Origin of the sequence: Streptococcus sp. E24BD, from assembly GCF_041807825.1 — a bacterium.
In the GTDB taxonomy this organism is placed as follows: Bacteria; Bacillota; Bacilli; order Lactobacillales; family Streptococcaceae; genus Streptococcus; species Streptococcus entericus.
Genome location: NZ_JBGTZB010000040.1, coordinates 1 through 15,482 on the forward strand (window position 1 = coordinate 1; position 15,482 = coordinate 15,482).

Sequence of the window (15,482 nt, forward strand, 5' to 3'; positions counted from 1 at the left end):
TGTAACAGACTTAACTTATGTCCGTGTTGGCAAGCGATGGGCTTATGTTTGCTTGATGATTGACCTCTTCAACCGTGAAATCATTGGTCTGTCAGTCGGTTGGCAGAAGACTGCAGAGTTGGTTAGACAAGCTATCCAAAGCATTCCTTACGCCCTGACCAAGGTCAACCTCTTCCACTCGGATCGGGGCAAGGAGTTCGATAATCAGTTGATTGATGAGATGCTTGAAACCTTTGGCATTACCCGTTCCCTCAGTCAAGCGGGCTGTCCCTCTGATAATGCCGTCGCTGAGAGCACCTACCGCTCTTTCAAACTGGAGTTTATCGACTAGGAGACCTTCCAGTCACTAGAAGAACTAACCCTTAAAACCAAGGACTATGTCCACTGGTGGAACCATCATCGCATTCACGGTAGTCTCGATTACCAAACACCTATGGTTAAGCGAGTTATCGCTTAACAAAAACACTTTATAAAAATTGTACAGAAAAGGGGTGCCTTTTCAAATGAACCCGTTGTTTTGGCCTGTTTCACTAAGTGTTTCCTTGAAATTATGAGGTGATTATGATAAAATAAACTGATTGTATACTCGAAAGGAATCGACATGGCAAATATCGTACGTAAGCTCGTTGAAAATGAAAAAGGCGAGTTGAGAAAACTAGAAAAACTAGCAAAAAAAGTTGAAGCCTATGCTGATGAGATGGGGGCTTTGACAGACGAAGAATTACAGGCAAAAACGATTGAATTTAAGCAGCGTTATCAGGCGGGAGAGACACTAGATCAGCTTCTGCCAGAAGCGTTTGCGGTGGTGCGTGAGGGGGCTAGACGTGTTCTTGGTCTTTACCCTTATCGTGTGCAAATCATGGGTGGGATTGTCCTACACCATGGGGATGTGCCTGAGATGAGAACGGGTGAGGGGAAAACCTTGACGGCTACCATGCCTGTATACCTCAATGCCCTAGCTGGCGAAGGGGTACACGTGGTCACTGTCAATGAGTACTTGTCAGAGCGCGATGCGACTGAGATGGGGCAATTGTACAGTTTCCTAGGCTTGTCTGTGGGGATTAACCTTGCTGCGAAGTCTCCAGCCGAGAAACGCGAAGCTTACCTTTGTGACATTACCTATACCACTAACTCTGAGGTTGGTTTCGACTACCTCAGAGACAACATGGTTGTCCGCCAAGAAGCCATGGTCCAGCGCCCGCTTAACTATGCCTTGGTCGATGAGGTGGACTCTATCCTGATTGACGAAGCTAGAACGCCGCTTATTATTTCTGGTGCGCAAGCCTCAGACGTCAGCAAGCTATACTTGTTGGCAGACCATTTTGTCAAGACCTTGACACCAGACGACTACATCATTGATGTGTCAACTAAGACCATCGGGATGTCAGATTCTGGGATTGATAAGGCAGAAACCTACTTCAAACTTGACAATCTCTATAACGTTGAAAATGTCACCTTGACACACTTTATCGATAATGCGCTTCGTGCTAACTACATCATGACCTTGGATATTGATTACGTTGTGAGCGACAAGGAAGAAATCCTCATCGTTGACCAATTTACTGGTCGGACCATGGAAGGTCGCCGGTTCTCTGATGGTCTTCACCAAGCCATCGAAGCCAAGGAACATGTTCCAATTCAGGATGAGACTAAGACCTCTGCCTCAATTACCTATCAGAACTTCTTCCGGATGTACAAGAAACTGGCAGGGATGACCGGTACGGGTAAAACAGAGGAAGAAGAGTTCCGTGAGATTTACAACATGCGGATTGTGTCCATTCCGACCAACCGTCCAATTGCTCGGATTGACCATGCAGACCTGTTGTACCCGAGCATGGTGGCTAAGTTCAAAGCCGTTGTCGCAGATGTCAAAGAGCGCTATGAAAAGGGGCAACCTGTCCTTCTTGGGACGGTAGCGGTTGAAACCTCAGAGCTCATCTCTCGTCTCTTGGTGCAGGCTGGTGTGCCACACGAGGTGCTCAATGCTAAAAACCATGCCAAAGAAGCTCAAATCATCATGAACGCAGGTCAACGCCATGCCGTTACCATTGCGACCAACATGGCTGGACGCGGGACAGACATTAAACTGGGAGAAGGTGTCCGTGAGCTGGGCGGTCTCTGTGTTATCGGAACAGAGCGCCACGAGAGCCGTCGGATTGACAACCAGCTCCGCGGACGGTCTGGTCGTCAAGGTGACCCAGGTGAGTCCCAATTTTACCTTTCTCTCGAAGATGACCTCATGCGTCGTTTCGGTTCTGACCGTATCAAGGCAGTCTTTGAGCGCATGAATTTGACTGAAGATGAAGCAGTTATTAAGTCTAAACTCTTGACCAGTCAGGTTGAGGCTGCGCAAAAACGTGTTGAGGGTAACAACTACGATACCCGTAAGCAAGTTCTTCAGTACGATGATGTCATGCGTGAGCAACGCGAAATCATCTACGCCCAACGTTATGATGTTATCACAGCTAATCGTGACCTTGGACCTGAAATTAAGGGTATGATTAAGCGAACCATTGCGCGTAATGTTGATGCCCATAGTCGCCTCGGACGCGAGGAAGCACTAGAGTCAATCATCAACTTTGCTCACACTGTACTTCTGCCAGAAGATGCGATTAGCATTCAGGACATTGATGGCTTGAAATTCCCAGAGATAAAAACCTATCTTTACGACCGAGCGATTGAGGTTTATAATTCACAAATCGCTAAACTGCGCGATGAAGCTGCAGTTATCGAGTTCCAAAAGGTCTTGATTTTGATGGTTGTGGACAACAAATGGACAGACCATATCGACGGCTTAGACCAGTTGCGCAATGCGGTTGGTCTGCGTGGTTACGCTCAAAATAACCCGATTGTTGAGTATCAGTCAGAAGGTTTCCAAATGTTCCAAGACATGATTGGTGGCATTGAGTTTGAAGTGACCAGAACCATGATGAAGGCTCAAATTCATGAGCAAGAGCGCGAGCGTGCACCTCAAGAAGCTCGGACAACTGCAACTAAAAACATTGCGGCTCAACCGATTGGTGCAGTGGGGCAAGCGTCTGAAAACCTGGACTTGTCAGGGATTGAGCGTAACGCCAAATGCCCGTGCGGTTCTGGTAAACAATATAAAAACTGTCACGCTCGACATACGGACGTGGTCTAAATTGATACGATAGGGTGGCGAAAGCTGCTTTATCGTATTTTCGTCAGGAGGCAAGACATGATTGTTGGTCATGGCATCGATTTGCAGGATATGGGGGCAATCGCAGAGCTCATTGTTAAAAAGCCCGCCATCATTTCAAAAATTCTAAGACCAAAAGAGCTCACCGTTTTTGAGCATCTCCCAGAAGCACGGCGTTTAGAATACCTAGCTGGGCGCTGGTCAGCCAAAGAAGCCTTTGCCAAGGCTTACGGAACAGGGATTGTTAAAGGCTGTGGTTTTCAAGATTTGGAAATTCTAGCGGATGAGAGAGGTCGCCCCATTTTTACCAAGCACCCTTTTGAAGGGAAGGTTCATGTATCGATCAGTCATTCGGGCTCGTTTGCCCAAGCCAGTGTGATTTTAGAAGGAGGAGAGCATGGTCACTAGTCTGCATCGTCCAACGTGGGCGACCGTAAATCTTAACCATATCCGCAGTAACATTCAGCAAATCATCGCCCACCTGCCAAAACCTGTCAAAACGTTGGCAGTTGTTAAGGCAGACGCCTATGGTCATGGTGCTGTTGCCGTCGCTCAATCCATTCGCGACTTGGTTTCTGGTTTTTGTGTCTCTAATCTTGACGAAGCGATTGAGTTGAGGCAAGCTGGCTTGCAGGAGATGATTTTGGTATTGGGAGTTGTGTTGCCTCAGCACGTGCCGTTGGCTATTGCTAACGACATCACCCTCACGGTGGCAAGCCTTGATTGGGTAATGGCAGCGCAGGAAGAGGGCGTTGATCTGTCGCAACTGACGGTACATTTGAAAATCGACAGCGGCATGGGGCGTCTGGGGTTCCGACAAGCGGCAGAGACCAAACAGGCGATGGCATGTTTATCAGTCGCTGGAGTGGCTATCTCTGGTATTTTCACGCATTTTGCGACAGCAGATGAAGCAGATGATCGCTACCTTAGGACACAATTATCAGGATTTAAGGAGCATTTGAAACAGTTAGACTGGGTGCCAGAGCTTGTTCATGCCAGCAACTCAGCGGCAGCGATTTGGCAGGAAGAGACAGTTTTTGATTCGGTTCGTCTGGGGGTCTCAATCTACGGGCTAAATCCGAGCGGAACTGCCCTGCCCTTGCCTTACTCTCTCAAGCCTGCTCTTGGGTTAAGTTCTCGATTGGTACAGGTCAAACGTGTTGATAAATGCTCAGCTATTGGCTACGGGGCAACCTATCACAGTGCTGGTGAAGAGGTGATTGGCACAGTCCCTATCGGTTATGCAGATGGTTATATCCGAGATTTGGCGGGCTTTCATGTACTGGTTGATGGGCAGGAGTGTCCAATCGTTGGGCGGGTGTCGATGGATCAGCTGACTGTTCGGTTGCCCAAGGCTTATCCTCTGGGGACTGAGGTGGTTCTGCTGGGAACTAGCGGTGAGCGAGAGATCACCCTCACTGAGGCCGCAGCCCACTGTCAGACCATTAACTACGAACTGGCCTGCCTGATTAGTGACCGTGTTCCGAGGGTCTATGACTAGCCTCAGACTAAAACTGGTAAGCTGTTTTGTCTAATCGTATGGGACTTCAAGGAGAAATCAATGAAACTAATCGTCATCGGTTGCCCAGGTGCGGGAAAGTCCACCTTGGCTAGAACACTCAGTAACGAGCTAGGGTTACCTCTCTTGCATTTGGATAGGATTTGGCATGCGACAGATTATTCGCCCCAGGCTCGGCAGGCTTTTAGTCAGCAGGTCGAGACATTTATGGCTGAGCATGAGGCTTGGATAATCGATGGTAATTATGCCAACCGCCTACCTCAGCGCCTCCGTCATGCCGACACGGTTCTCTGGCTGGCCTATCCTCGCAGGCTCTGTCTTTACCGTGTGCTGGTGCGGACGTTTAAAACAGTCTTGTTCGGGGCGAAGCGCCCCGACATGGCAGAGCAGTTCAGGGATCGATTGGATAAAGAGTACTTGGCATTTTTACAGTTTGTTTGGCAGTTCTCGAAAACCACTTATCCAAAATTGGAACAAGCCCTGGATGATTTTTCAGGTCAAGTTTATCGTTGCCGTAATAGCAAGCAAACGCATCAGGTTGTTCAGCTCATAAAGCAGCCGCCTGCCTGACTGGCTCCGATCTATCAGAAAGGAAATTCATGATTATTCGCCCTTACGTTGCCTCTGATGAGAAAGGCTGGGTTTATACCAAATCCCTCAGCTATCTCTTTTCCTCTTTTTTTGACGATCGTGAACCAACTAAGCCTGATCGTGACCAAGATGTTTTTGAAGATAGAATCGAGTTGGTGGCAGAAGAAGAGGGGCAGATTGTTGGTTTGTTAGACATTGATATCTACAATCCAGACTATAGCCGTAAATACCTCTATGCTCCTGCGGATAAGGTGGCGTATTTTACCAATCTAGCTGTTCATCCTGATTATCAGGGGCGAGGCATTGCCCAGGCCCTGTATCAGGAGGCTTATGCCCAACTCTTGGAAAAAGGGGTGGAAAAATTGGCTATCTTTACCCGTGAGGGTGATGCAGCCAATCACCTCTACCAAAAATGGGGCGGGCAGCTTGTCTGTCAAGATTGGTTGGTAGTCGGTGTTCCAAAAGACCTTCCCCAACCGAGCTTTGCGATTGACTTAAGGGCTCAGCAAATCCGTCTGACAGGTCAAGATGGTCAACCTCAGCCTTATTATCTCCGTGAGGGGATTTATATCGTGACAAAAGAGACAGATTTAGCCCATTTTACGATTGACACGATGTATAAGGAATACACGTATGTGATTGAGTTGCCTAAAAGGGCTAATCATCACGAAAGGAAAGGTTGATACAGATGTCACGGTTACGTCAACGAGAAGAGTTAAAGCAGCTCGAAAGCCTTCATGCTCGTTTGGTCGGAAAGATTTCGGGGCTGGAAGTTCAACAGAATGAAACAAAAAAAGAATTATCAACCCTTAAGCAAGAACTAAATAGTGTCAATCAAAAGATTCGTGCCTTGAAACATCAGTCAGAGTTGATCATGTCTGAGCATGCCATATTACGCTATGTGGAACGGGTTTTAAAGATTGATTTGGATAGCTTGGTTACTTCCATTGTGGAAGACAGTGATTTGCTTCGCCAGATTGAGACGCTAGGCAATGGAACTTATCCGATGAAGAATGGCGACTACAAGGTTGTTGTGAAGAACAACGTGATTATCACAGTTGTTGGAAAAGATAGCTAATGGCATGGCAGCTACAGAAAGGAAAAGAGATGACACCTATCACCGAACGCATTGCTGAGATGGAACAGCACTTGAATCAACAGCTGATCTGGTTGCAGGACATTGAGCCCTTAGTGGCAAACGGCTTTGAACAACTGACAGGAGCAGAGGCGCTTTTTAGCTATTATGGCAGCCAGCAGTGGAAAGAACACCTAGCCTTAGATGAGGCAGGAAAGTTACCATCTGACCTCAAACGAGGGGTGCTGTCAGAAGACGGCATCTACAATGCTCTGCTTGATTACAAAGAATTGGCAGAAGATCTTATCGCACTCGGTCAGCAAATGCAAGAGGTACTAGCCAAAACAGCTGACAAGAAGTAAAACTGCTTAGTAGCGGTGATCGAAGAACAGTAGAAGGAGACCGCTAATTGTCGGATAAACCTAAAGCAGTCTACCCGCTGCTTTCCTTTTTTCAGTACCTCTTTGCAATCGGGGTGTTGGTGGTGCATAGCGGTAGTCTCTTTGAGCAACCTCTTTACCATTTTATAGCTAAAAGCATCTTTGCCCGTCAAGCTGTTCCTTTCTTTCTTATCAGCTCGGCTTATTTTTTAAGGAAAAAAGCCATAAATTCGCCTCGAGCAGAAACGGTCTATTACCGAAAGCTTCTCAAAGCCTATGTGATTTGGAGTATGGTTTATCTGCCTTACGCTTTCTTTTATTTTCAGCAACTTGGCTTACCTATTTACCTTTTGCCTATCGGGCTCTTGGTCGGCTTACTTTATGTGGGGGTATGCTACCAGCTGTGGTACATTCCGGCTCTCTTGCAGGGCTTGTTTTTGGTCAAAGCAGGGCGGCGCTATTTGCCAGGTTGGTTGCTGTTTAGTCTCATCTTATTGCTTTACTTATTTGGGAGCATCGAGACTTATACAGGATACTTAGAGGGGACGGTCTTTGAGACCATTTATCGATCTTACGCCCAAGTTTTCCTTACCAGCAGAAATGGACTCTTCTTTGCGCCACTGTTTCTCTACCTTGGGCAAGTTCTAGCGGATAAGGAAGACCACCCTATCTTTGCAGGAAATCGTGGTTGGAAAGTCCTTATTAGTTTGGTGCTTTTTTTAGCCGAGGCCAGTCTGATTTTTACTCGTCAAGGACTAGATAAAAATTTCTTTCTGACTCTCCCCATCTTTAGCCTCAGTCTGTTTAATTGGTGTCTGCATTACCCGACCGCAGTGCCATGGTCAGGTCGCTCATTGAAAGACCTGAGTATGATTATTTACTTTGTTCATCCAATCTTCATCGAGCTAAGCCTATTTGCCTTCAGGCAATATGAGTTAAGCAGTTGGAAGCAAGGGCGTCTAGCTTTTACTAGTGCCCTCATCGGTAGTCATATCATAGCTCTGCTATTTCTCAAATTAAAAAGAACGAAAAAGAACATCTAAACACAAAAAGTTGTTCTTTATTTTTTGTTTTTTATAAAAAGCCTTGACAAACCATTCTGAAAGCGTTACAATAAAAAGGTGGTTATAACAAGTTGGGAGGAAATGTAATGCTTGAAACAACAGGTGACAAGCCTCTCTATCTTCAGCTAGTTGACGAACTGGAAACCACGATTCGAGAACAGATGTCTGTCAATGACAAATTACAGTCCGAGAGGGAGCTGACAGAGCAGTATGGCGTGAGCCGAATCACGGTTCGTCTGGCTTTGCAGGAGCTTGAGAGTAGAGGTCTTGTTTATAAGCAACAGGGAAAAGGAACGTTTGTTTCAGAGATTAGTAGCTCGGTGGTGGATTTATCAGCTGCCTATAGCTTTACTGAGCAGATGAAAAAGATGGGTAAGATGCCATCGACGACGATTATTTCCTTTAGCCAGAATCTAGCGCCGAGAGCACTGAGTGAGCAGATGGGACTAGGAGAGGGAGAGGAGGTCTACATTTTGGAGCGGCTCAGGCTAGCCGACCAAGTGCCGATGATGCTTGAAGTCTCTTATATACCAGTAGCTTATTTTCCTGAGCTCAGTCAGGAACTGCTAGAGACAAAGCCCCTTTACGACGTCTTTGCTGAACATTACAAGCAACCGATACGTTTAGCAGAAGAAGAGTTTTTTGCTAGTTTGGCTCTGGATTATGATGCCAAGTGGTTGGCTATTCCAGAAAACAGTCCTGTTTTGCAGTTGCAACGGAAATCGTACAATGCCAAAAACAAGCTCATCGAGTATACTGTTAGCGTCGCCAGGGCAGACCAGTTCCGCTACAAGATAACCCATCGTCAACAGAAAAAACCATTTTTTGGTCTTAATTTTAATAAAAAGAAATAGGAGGAACTTAGATGTTTGAACTATCTAAAGACAAGCTAGAAGCTCTGGGAGCCGAAATCACGACGCGTGAAATTCGCCAGCAACCAGAACTCTGGCAAGAAGCGCTTGAGCTGTATACCGCAGCCCAAGAGAAAATCACCGCTTTCCTAGACAAGGTGCGTGAAACCAGTCCAAACAAGCGTGTCAAAGTAATTTTCACAGGTGCTGGAACGTCTCAGTATGTTGGGGATACGATTCTCCCTTATCTGAAGGCCAACGGTGACCGTAGCCGTTACATCTTTGAAAGTGTCGGCACAACAGACTTGGTCTCTGTCCCTTTCCACCACCTTTTTGCTGACGAAACTCTGCTTGTGGTGTCCTTTGCTCGTTCAGGGAATAGCCCTGAGAGTGTGGCAGCTGTTGAATTGGCTAACCAAATCGTGCCAAATGCTTTCCACTTGACCATCACCTGTGCGCCTGAAGGACAGCTGGCTAAGCGTGCTGAGGGAGATGAGCACAACTGCTTACTTCTCATGCCAAGTCGCTCAAACGATGCTGGTTTTGCTATGACAGGTAGTTTTACCTGCATGCTCCTATCAGCACTTTTAGTCTTTGATGAGAGCAAAGATTTGGCAACTAAAACAGCTGTGGTCAAAGAGATTGCCCGTATGGCTGACGATATTGCTAGCCGTGAAGAAGATATCAAAGCGATTGTCGACTTGGACATTGAGCGGATTGTTTACCTGGGGTCAGGGCCGTTGGCTGGTCTGACACGCGAAGCCCAGCTCAAAGTGCTTGAGCTGACAGCAGGAAAATTGTCAACCATGTTTGATTCGTCTATGGGATTCCGTCACGGACCAAAATCATTTGTCAATGAGAAAACATTGGTGGTTGATTTTGTCAACAACAATCCGTATACACGTGATTATGACCTTGACTTGTTAGAAGAGGTTTATGGTGATAAGATTGCTCTGAAGACCCTAGCTGTTGCCCAACGAGGAGAGCGTAACTTTAGCGGTGACACCTTTGAGTTGATTTCTGATCAACTGATTGACGATGCTTATCTTGCATTACCAATGGTGTTTGTGGCTCAGATTATCTCACTCTTGTCATCTGTTAAGGTGGACAATACACCAGATACACCATCAGCAACTGGTACAGTTAACCGTGTCGTAAAAGGTGTTATCATTCACGATTACAACTAAAAAAGCGGGGCTTCCCGCCCCGCTATGTTTGTTAATGTTTGTTTGCTGAAATCTCAAATTTGTAGAATTTCCAGTGTTTGTGACTTTCGATGTATTCCAAGACTTCCTGACTGTCTTGACGTTTGGTTGTCCGAATCTGCAGAACAGTCGGTTCACCAGTTTCAAGTGCTAAAGCTTTAGTAATTTTCTCAGGTCTTGAGAGACAAATCTCATTAGTTTCAATGAATGGTTCCTCTGACAAATGCAAGTCAAAGTCTAGTTTGAAGCGTTGGTAGATAGACACATAGTGGCTTTTTTTGGCATCAGGTTTGGCGATGTATTGCTCAGGAATATAAGACTCTTGATACATATAAGGCTCTGTTTTAGCCTTTCTGACACGAACAATCTTATAGTAAGATTTGGTCTTAGGAAGATTCAGTTTCTCTAAAATTTCAGGATCATTTCCTTTAGTCATTGACAAAACAGTAACGTTATCGTCAGCGATTGGGAAAAGTTCAATGTCTGAAAATGCTACAGCCTTACCTTTGCGGGAGCGTGAGACGAAGGTGCCTTTACCCTGATGACGCACGAGATAGCCGTCTTTAACCAAGTCGTTCAAGGCACGGATAACAGTGATAGAACTCACGTCGTAGATTTTGATTAGCTCAGCTTCGGTGTAAAAACGGTCGCCATTCTCAAATTTTCCAGATGTGATTTGTTTCTTTAAATCATTTTTGATGAGTTGATATTTAGGAAGTCTCATAAAAATACTCTCTTTCTACATATTAATGATGGTAAAAATTACTTCACAACAACATTATACTAAATAAACTAAAAAAAGACTAAAAAAAAGGCTAAAAACTTTTAAAAAAAAATAAAAAAAAGTTTTCAAAAACACTTGTCATAACCAGTTAGACGTGATATAATATTAGCATAGAAAAAGAAAGGGGTTTCAAATATGAGGTTCACTATCTCAGATGACTTCTATTTGAACGACCAGCCCTTCAAAATATTGTCTGGGGCGATTCACTACTTTAGGGTTCATCCAGATGATTGGTATCATTCTCTTTATAACCTCAAGGCTTTAGGCTTCAACACTGTTGAGACTTATGTTCCTTGGAACATGCATGAACCATCAAAAGGCCGGTTTACCTCAGAAGGTATCTTGGATGTCGAACGGTTCTTGGATATAGCAGCAGAGCTTGGACTCTATGCCATTGTCCGCCCGTCTCCCTTCATCTGTGCGGAGTGGGAATTTGGTGGGTTACCAGCTTGGCTATTAGAGGAGGATGTTAGGGTTCGGTCACGAGATGAGAAGTTTCTCAAACTCGTTGACGACTACTATGCTTGGCTTTTGCCAAAGTTAGCCAAACGTCAACTCGATCAAGGTGGGAACATTCTAATGTTTCAAATCGAAAACGAGTACGGTTCTTATGGTGAGGACAAGGTTTATCTTCGTGAGATGAAACAGCTCATGACAAAACATGGCATAACAGCTCCGCTATTTACATCAGATGGTAACTGGCGAGCAACCTTGCGAGCTGGGAGCTTAATCGAAGATGACGTGCTAGTTACCGCTAACTTCGGCTCAAGGGCACGTGAACGCTTCAAAGACGTTCAGGATTTCTTCGATGAACATGGTAAGAAATGGCCACTGGTGTGCATGGAATTCTGGGACGGTTGGTTCAACCGCTGGGGCGAAGAAGTGATTCGGCGCGATCCAGAGGAACTGGCTGACAGTGTGATGGAAGCCTTAGAGCTTGGCAGTGTCAACCTCTACATGTTCCACGGTGGGACAAACTTTGGTTTCATGAATGGTTGCTCAGCCAGAGGTCAAAAAGATTTGCCACAGGTAACGTCTTATGACTACGACGCGATTCTTGATGAGGCGGGCAATCCAACGCGTAAGTTCTACGAACTGCAAAAACGGTTGAAAGCCACTTATCCGAGTCTCACGTTTGCAGAACCTTTGGTGAAAACAGCTAAAGTTCATCCGAGTGCCAGTTTGGTTCATAAAGCGAGTCTCTTCTCCATTTTGGAACAATTACCGAGTGTTCAGAGCTTTTATCCGAAAAACATGGAAGCTCTGGGGCAAAATGTCGGTTATATTCTTTATGAGACGAGCATTGAGCGTGACAAGTTAGAGGATGAACGTTTCCGTGTCATCGATGCCAGAGATCGCATCCAAGTTTATGCTAATAACCAGCATGTGACCACCCAATATCAAGATGAGATTGGTGAGGATATTCCCCTACCACAGGAGAAATCTGAGAACAACATCAAAATTCTGGTGGAAAACATGGGTCGGGTTAACTACGGTCATAAGCTAACAGCGCCAACTCAGCGCAAAGGAATCGGTCGTGGGGCGATGGTGGATCTCCACTACATCGGCAACTGGACGCAGTACCCGTTGTCACTAGACAACGTTGACCAACTGGATTTGACAGGGTCTTGGTTGGAGGGATTGCCTAGCTTCTACCACTATCAGGTAGAGTTAGATGATCTAGCCGATACTTACCTTGATATGACAGGTTTTGGTAAAGGTGTTGTCTTCATCAACAATGTTAACATCGGTCGTTTCTGGGAAAAAGGACCAGTATACTCTCTCTATCTACCTAAGGGATACTTAAAACAAGGACGCAATGACATCGTTGTCTTTGAGACCGAAGGCCGTTATCGAGAGCATATGACCTTCTCAGATAGACCAATAATAAAAAATTTATAGAAAAGCGAGGAACATGTTTCTATGGCAATCATCGGAACACGTATCGACGGCCGTCTCATCCACGGTCAAGTAGCTAATTTGTGGACAGCTAAGTTGCAAGCTAGCCGTATCATGGTTATCGACGACGAAGTGGCACAAAATGACATCGAGAAGCAAGGCTTGAAATTGGCTTGCCCTCCAGGTGTTAAACTGTCTATCCTGCCAGTAGCTAAAGCAGCTGAAAACATTCTGGCTGGTAAGTATGACTCACAACGTCTTTTCATCGTTGCACGCCGCCCAGACCGTTTCTTGAAACTGGTTGAGCATGGAGTGACCATCCCAGAACTCAACGTTGGTAATATGTCACAGAGCCCTGAAACAAGAGCTGTAACACGTACCATTAACGTTGTTGACAAAGACATTGCGGATTTTGATGCTCTCAACGCAAAAGGTGTTAAACTTATTGCTCAGATGGTACCAAACGATGCTGCTAAAGATTTCTTGCCATTGCTTGACAAGGTAAGATAAACTAAAATTGTTCAAAAAATATTAATAAATTTTTAGGAGGATGACATCATGATTCAATGGTGGCAAATACTTTTACTCACGTTGTACTCATTCTATCAAATCTGTGATGAGTTGACGATTGTTTCATCAGCTGGTTCACCAGTTTTCGCTGGTTTCGTATCAGGCTTGATTATGGGAGATGTTAAAACTGGTCTCTTTATTGGTGGTAGTCTCCAGCTCGTGGTACTCGGTGTTGGTACTTTCGGTGGTGCGTCTCGTATCGACGCAACATCTGGTGCGGTTTTGGCGACAGCTTTCTCTGTATCTCAAGGAATCAAACCTGAAATTGCGATTACGTCTATCGCGGTTCCAGTAGCGGCTCTCTTGGTTTACACTGATATTGCAGGTCGTTTCTCAACAACATTCTTTGCACACCGCATTGACGCTGCGATTGAGCGCTTTGACTACAAAGGTATTGAGTTGAACTACCTCCTCGGTGCTCTTCCATGGGGTCTCTCACGTGCCCTTCCTGTTCTCCTTGCTCTTGCACTTGGTGGTGACTTTGTAAAAGCTTTAGTAGATGGTATTGACCAGTACAAGTGGATTGCAAACGGTTTGGTTCTTGCAGGTCGTATGCTTCCTGGTCTTGGTTTCGCTATCTTGCTCCACTACTTGCCAGTTAAACGTAACTTGCACTACTTAGCAGCAGGTTTTGGTTTGACAGCTATGCTGACTGTTCTCTACGGTAACATCTCTACTTTGGGTGGTGCTGTATCTAGCTTGGTTGGTGTTGCTAACGAAGGTCTTGCAGCAGATGCTGCTATTGCTTTCACTAACAACTTCAAAGGCTTGTCAATGATTGGTATTTCTATCATTGGTATTCTCTTGGCTGTGCTTCACTACCAAAACGCTCGTCGTACAGTGGTGGCTGCACCAGTATCTAACGTAGAAAGCGGGGAAATCGAAGATGACGAATTCTAATTACAAACTTACAAAAGAGGATTTTAATCAAATCAACAAACGTAGCTTGTTTACTTTCCAATTAGGTTGGAACTACGAGCGTATGCAGTCTTCAAGTTACCTCTACATGATTTTGCCACAGTTGCGCAAAATGTACGGAGACGGTACACCTGAACTCAAAGAAATGATGAAATTGCACATGCAATTCTTCAATACATCTAACTTCTTCCACACCATCATCACTGGTTTCGACCTTGCCTTGGAAGAAAAAGAAGGTATCGCTTCTAAAGATGCGGTTAACGGTATCAAGACTGGTTTGATGGGACCATTTGCTCCTCTTGGAGATACCATCTTTGGTTCCTTGGTACCAGCTATCATGGGTACGATTGCTGCGACAATGGCGGTTGAATCTGGTAGCCCAATCGGTATCTTCCTCTGGGTAGCTGTAGCTATGGCGATTAACGTCTTCCGTTGGAAACAGTTGGAGTTTGCCTATAAAGAAGGTGTTAAACTCATCACCACTATGCGCGATACTCTTACTGCTATCGTTGATGCCGCTTCTGTTCTCGGTGTCTTCATGATGGGTGCTTTGGTTGCAACCGTGATCAACTTTGAAGTATCATGGGCTCCAACGATCGGTGAGAAAGTGATTGACCTTCAAGACATCTTGAACTCAATCTTCCCACGTTTGGTACCAGCTATCTTCACAGGATTCATCTTCTGGCTCTTGGGCCGTCGTGGCATGAACTCAACTAGGGCTATCTTGATTATCATCCTATTGGCACTTGGTTTGTCTGCTCTTGGTCACTTCGCATTTGGTATGGCATAATGGGAAAACATTTAGTATTAGTTAGCCATGGTCGTTTCTGTGAAGAATTGAAAAAATCTACAGAAATGATTATGGGTCCTCAAGAAAATATCCATACAGTCGCTCTTCTTCCAGAAGAAGGTCCAGAAGATTTTCGTGCTAAGTTTGATGAGACCATTGCAGGTTTAGAAAATGTGGTTGTGTTCGCTGATTTACTCGGTGGTACACCAGCAAACGTTGTGTCAAGAGCCCTGTTAGAAGGTGCTGATTTAGACATCTATGTTGGCATGAACATGCCGATGGTTATCGGTTTCTTGAACGGTGTCCTTCTCGACCAAGATGTTGATCTGATTGAATTTGGAACAAGTAACATTCAACGTCTCAACGATCTCTTCAATAACGATGAAGACGAAGATGAATAACCTTTACTACTGGTTTTAAGTATCCCAGCCCTGCGATTTCGCAGGGCTGTTTTTTTGCGTCTATTGATAAGGCTAACGATAAAATCGTAATAGCACTCATGATGGACTAATATCGTCTGTTTAACTTGCCTCAGTTGAGACGAGTAAAAAAGGCTCTTTGTCAACTGTAGTGGGTTGACTCACTTAACACCGAGAGAGGACAGTTCTTGTCTTCTCTCGTTTTATGTTTATGGCAATGAAAATGCGAGTTTTGTCTTTTCAAAGTTTCTGAAACC

Annotated in this window: 16 protein-coding genes and 1 pseudogene; 16 read left to right on the forward strand and 1 reads right to left on the reverse strand. The window is 45.2% G+C overall.

Going from position 1 to position 15,482, the window contains the following annotated elements; all coding sequences use genetic code 11:
* The 11 genes and pseudogenes from ACERC5_RS08675 to ACERC5_RS08725 all read left to right on the forward strand — a co-directional run.
* Positions 1–457: pseudogene (locus tag ACERC5_RS08675) on the forward strand (transposase); the annotation flags it as partial.
* Between the two features lie 144 nt (positions 458–601).
* Positions 602–3,142, forward strand: a complete 2,541-nt coding sequence (secA, locus tag ACERC5_RS08680) for a preprotein translocase subunit SecA (protein WP_373660573.1) — start codon at positions 602–604, stop codon at positions 3,140–3,142.
* A 57-nt stretch (positions 3,143–3,199) separates the two neighbouring features.
* Positions 3,200–3,568, forward strand: coding sequence for a holo-ACP synthase (gene acpS / locus ACERC5_RS08685; RefSeq protein ID WP_373659518.1), 369 nt, complete (start codon positions 3,200–3,202; stop codon positions 3,566–3,568).
* Positions 3,558–4,661, forward strand: a complete 1,104-nt coding sequence (gene alr, locus ACERC5_RS08690) for an alanine racemase (RefSeq protein ID WP_373660574.1) — start codon at positions 3,558–3,560, stop codon at positions 4,659–4,661. Before acpS ends, alr begins: the two co-directional genes overlap by 11 nt.
* 60 nt (positions 4,662–4,721) lie before the next feature.
* Entirely contained in the window at positions 4,722–5,249 is a 528-nt protein-coding gene (locus ACERC5_RS08695) for a topology modulation protein (RefSeq protein ID WP_373660575.1), read from the forward strand.
* Between the two features lie 29 nt (positions 5,250–5,278).
* A complete protein-coding gene (locus tag ACERC5_RS08700) occupies positions 5,279–5,953 on the forward strand; it encodes an N-acetyltransferase family protein (protein WP_373660576.1) in 675 nt (224 codons plus the stop codon).
* Positions 5,954–5,958: 5 nt separating this feature from the next.
* On the forward strand, positions 5,959–6,348 hold the full coding sequence (locus ACERC5_RS08705) for a hypothetical protein (protein WP_373660577.1): 390 nt from the start codon (positions 5,959–5,961) through the stop codon (positions 6,346–6,348).
* A gap of 29 nt (positions 6,349–6,377) precedes the next feature.
* Positions 6,378–6,707 carry a DUF4298 domain-containing protein gene (locus ACERC5_RS08710; protein WP_373659513.1) on the forward strand — a complete coding sequence of 110 codons (330 nt, stop codon included), beginning with the start codon at positions 6,378–6,380 and terminating at the stop codon, positions 6,705–6,707.
* Between the two features lie 47 nt (positions 6,708–6,754).
* On the forward strand, positions 6,755–7,768 hold the full coding sequence (locus tag ACERC5_RS08715) for an acyltransferase family protein (RefSeq protein ID WP_373660578.1): 1,014 nt from the start codon (positions 6,755–6,757) through the stop codon (positions 7,766–7,768).
* A gap of 107 nt (positions 7,769–7,875) precedes the next feature.
* Positions 7,876–8,643, forward strand: coding sequence for a GntR family transcriptional regulator (locus tag ACERC5_RS08720; protein WP_373660579.1), 768 nt, complete (start codon positions 7,876–7,878; stop codon positions 8,641–8,643).
* Positions 8,644–8,654: 11 nt separating this feature from the next.
* Positions 8,655–9,827 carry an SIS domain-containing protein gene (locus tag ACERC5_RS08725; RefSeq protein WP_373660580.1) on the forward strand — a complete coding sequence of 391 codons (1,173 nt, stop codon included), beginning with the start codon at positions 8,655–8,657 and terminating at the stop codon, positions 9,825–9,827.
* Positions 9,828–9,858: 31 nt separating this feature from the next.
* On the opposite strand, the gene ACERC5_RS08730 is transcribed toward ACERC5_RS08725, so the two are convergent.
* Positions 9,859–10,569, reverse strand: a complete 711-nt coding sequence (locus ACERC5_RS08730; protein WP_373659508.1) for a GntR family transcriptional regulator — start codon at positions 10,567–10,569, stop codon at positions 9,859–9,861.
* A gap of 195 nt (positions 10,570–10,764) precedes the next feature.
* Here ACERC5_RS08730 and ACERC5_RS08735 point away from each other — a divergent pair, with 195 nt between their 5' ends.
* The 5 genes from ACERC5_RS08735 to ACERC5_RS08755 are packed head-to-tail and all read left to right on the forward strand — an operon-like array spanning position 10,765 to position 15,207.
* Positions 10,765–12,531, forward strand: coding sequence for a beta-galactosidase family protein (locus ACERC5_RS08735; RefSeq protein WP_373660581.1), 1,767 nt, complete (start codon positions 10,765–10,767; stop codon positions 12,529–12,531).
* Between the two features lie 21 nt (positions 12,532–12,552).
* A complete protein-coding gene (locus ACERC5_RS08740; protein ID WP_018369250.1) occupies positions 12,553–13,038 on the forward strand; it encodes a PTS system mannose/fructose/N-acetylgalactosamine-transporter subunit IIB in 486 nt (161 codons plus the stop codon).
* A 48-nt stretch (positions 13,039–13,086) separates the two neighbouring features.
* Positions 13,087–13,998 carry a PTS mannose/fructose/sorbose/N-acetylgalactosamine transporter subunit IIC gene (locus ACERC5_RS08745; RefSeq protein WP_373660582.1) on the forward strand — a complete coding sequence of 304 codons (912 nt, stop codon included), beginning with the start codon at positions 13,087–13,089 and terminating at the stop codon, positions 13,996–13,998.
* Positions 13,985–14,806: a PTS system mannose/fructose/sorbose family transporter subunit IID gene (locus ACERC5_RS08750; RefSeq protein ID WP_373659505.1), complete on the forward strand. Its 822-nt coding sequence runs from the start codon at positions 13,985–13,987 to the stop codon at positions 14,804–14,806. The genes ACERC5_RS08745 and ACERC5_RS08750 overlap by 14 nt, the downstream gene beginning before the upstream one ends.
* Positions 14,806–15,207 carry a PTS sugar transporter subunit IIA gene (locus ACERC5_RS08755; RefSeq protein ID WP_026216702.1) on the forward strand — a complete coding sequence of 134 codons (402 nt, stop codon included), beginning with the start codon at positions 14,806–14,808 and terminating at the stop codon, positions 15,205–15,207. Before ACERC5_RS08750 ends, ACERC5_RS08755 begins: the two co-directional genes overlap by 1 nt.
* Positions 15,208–15,482: the final 275 nt, after the last annotated feature.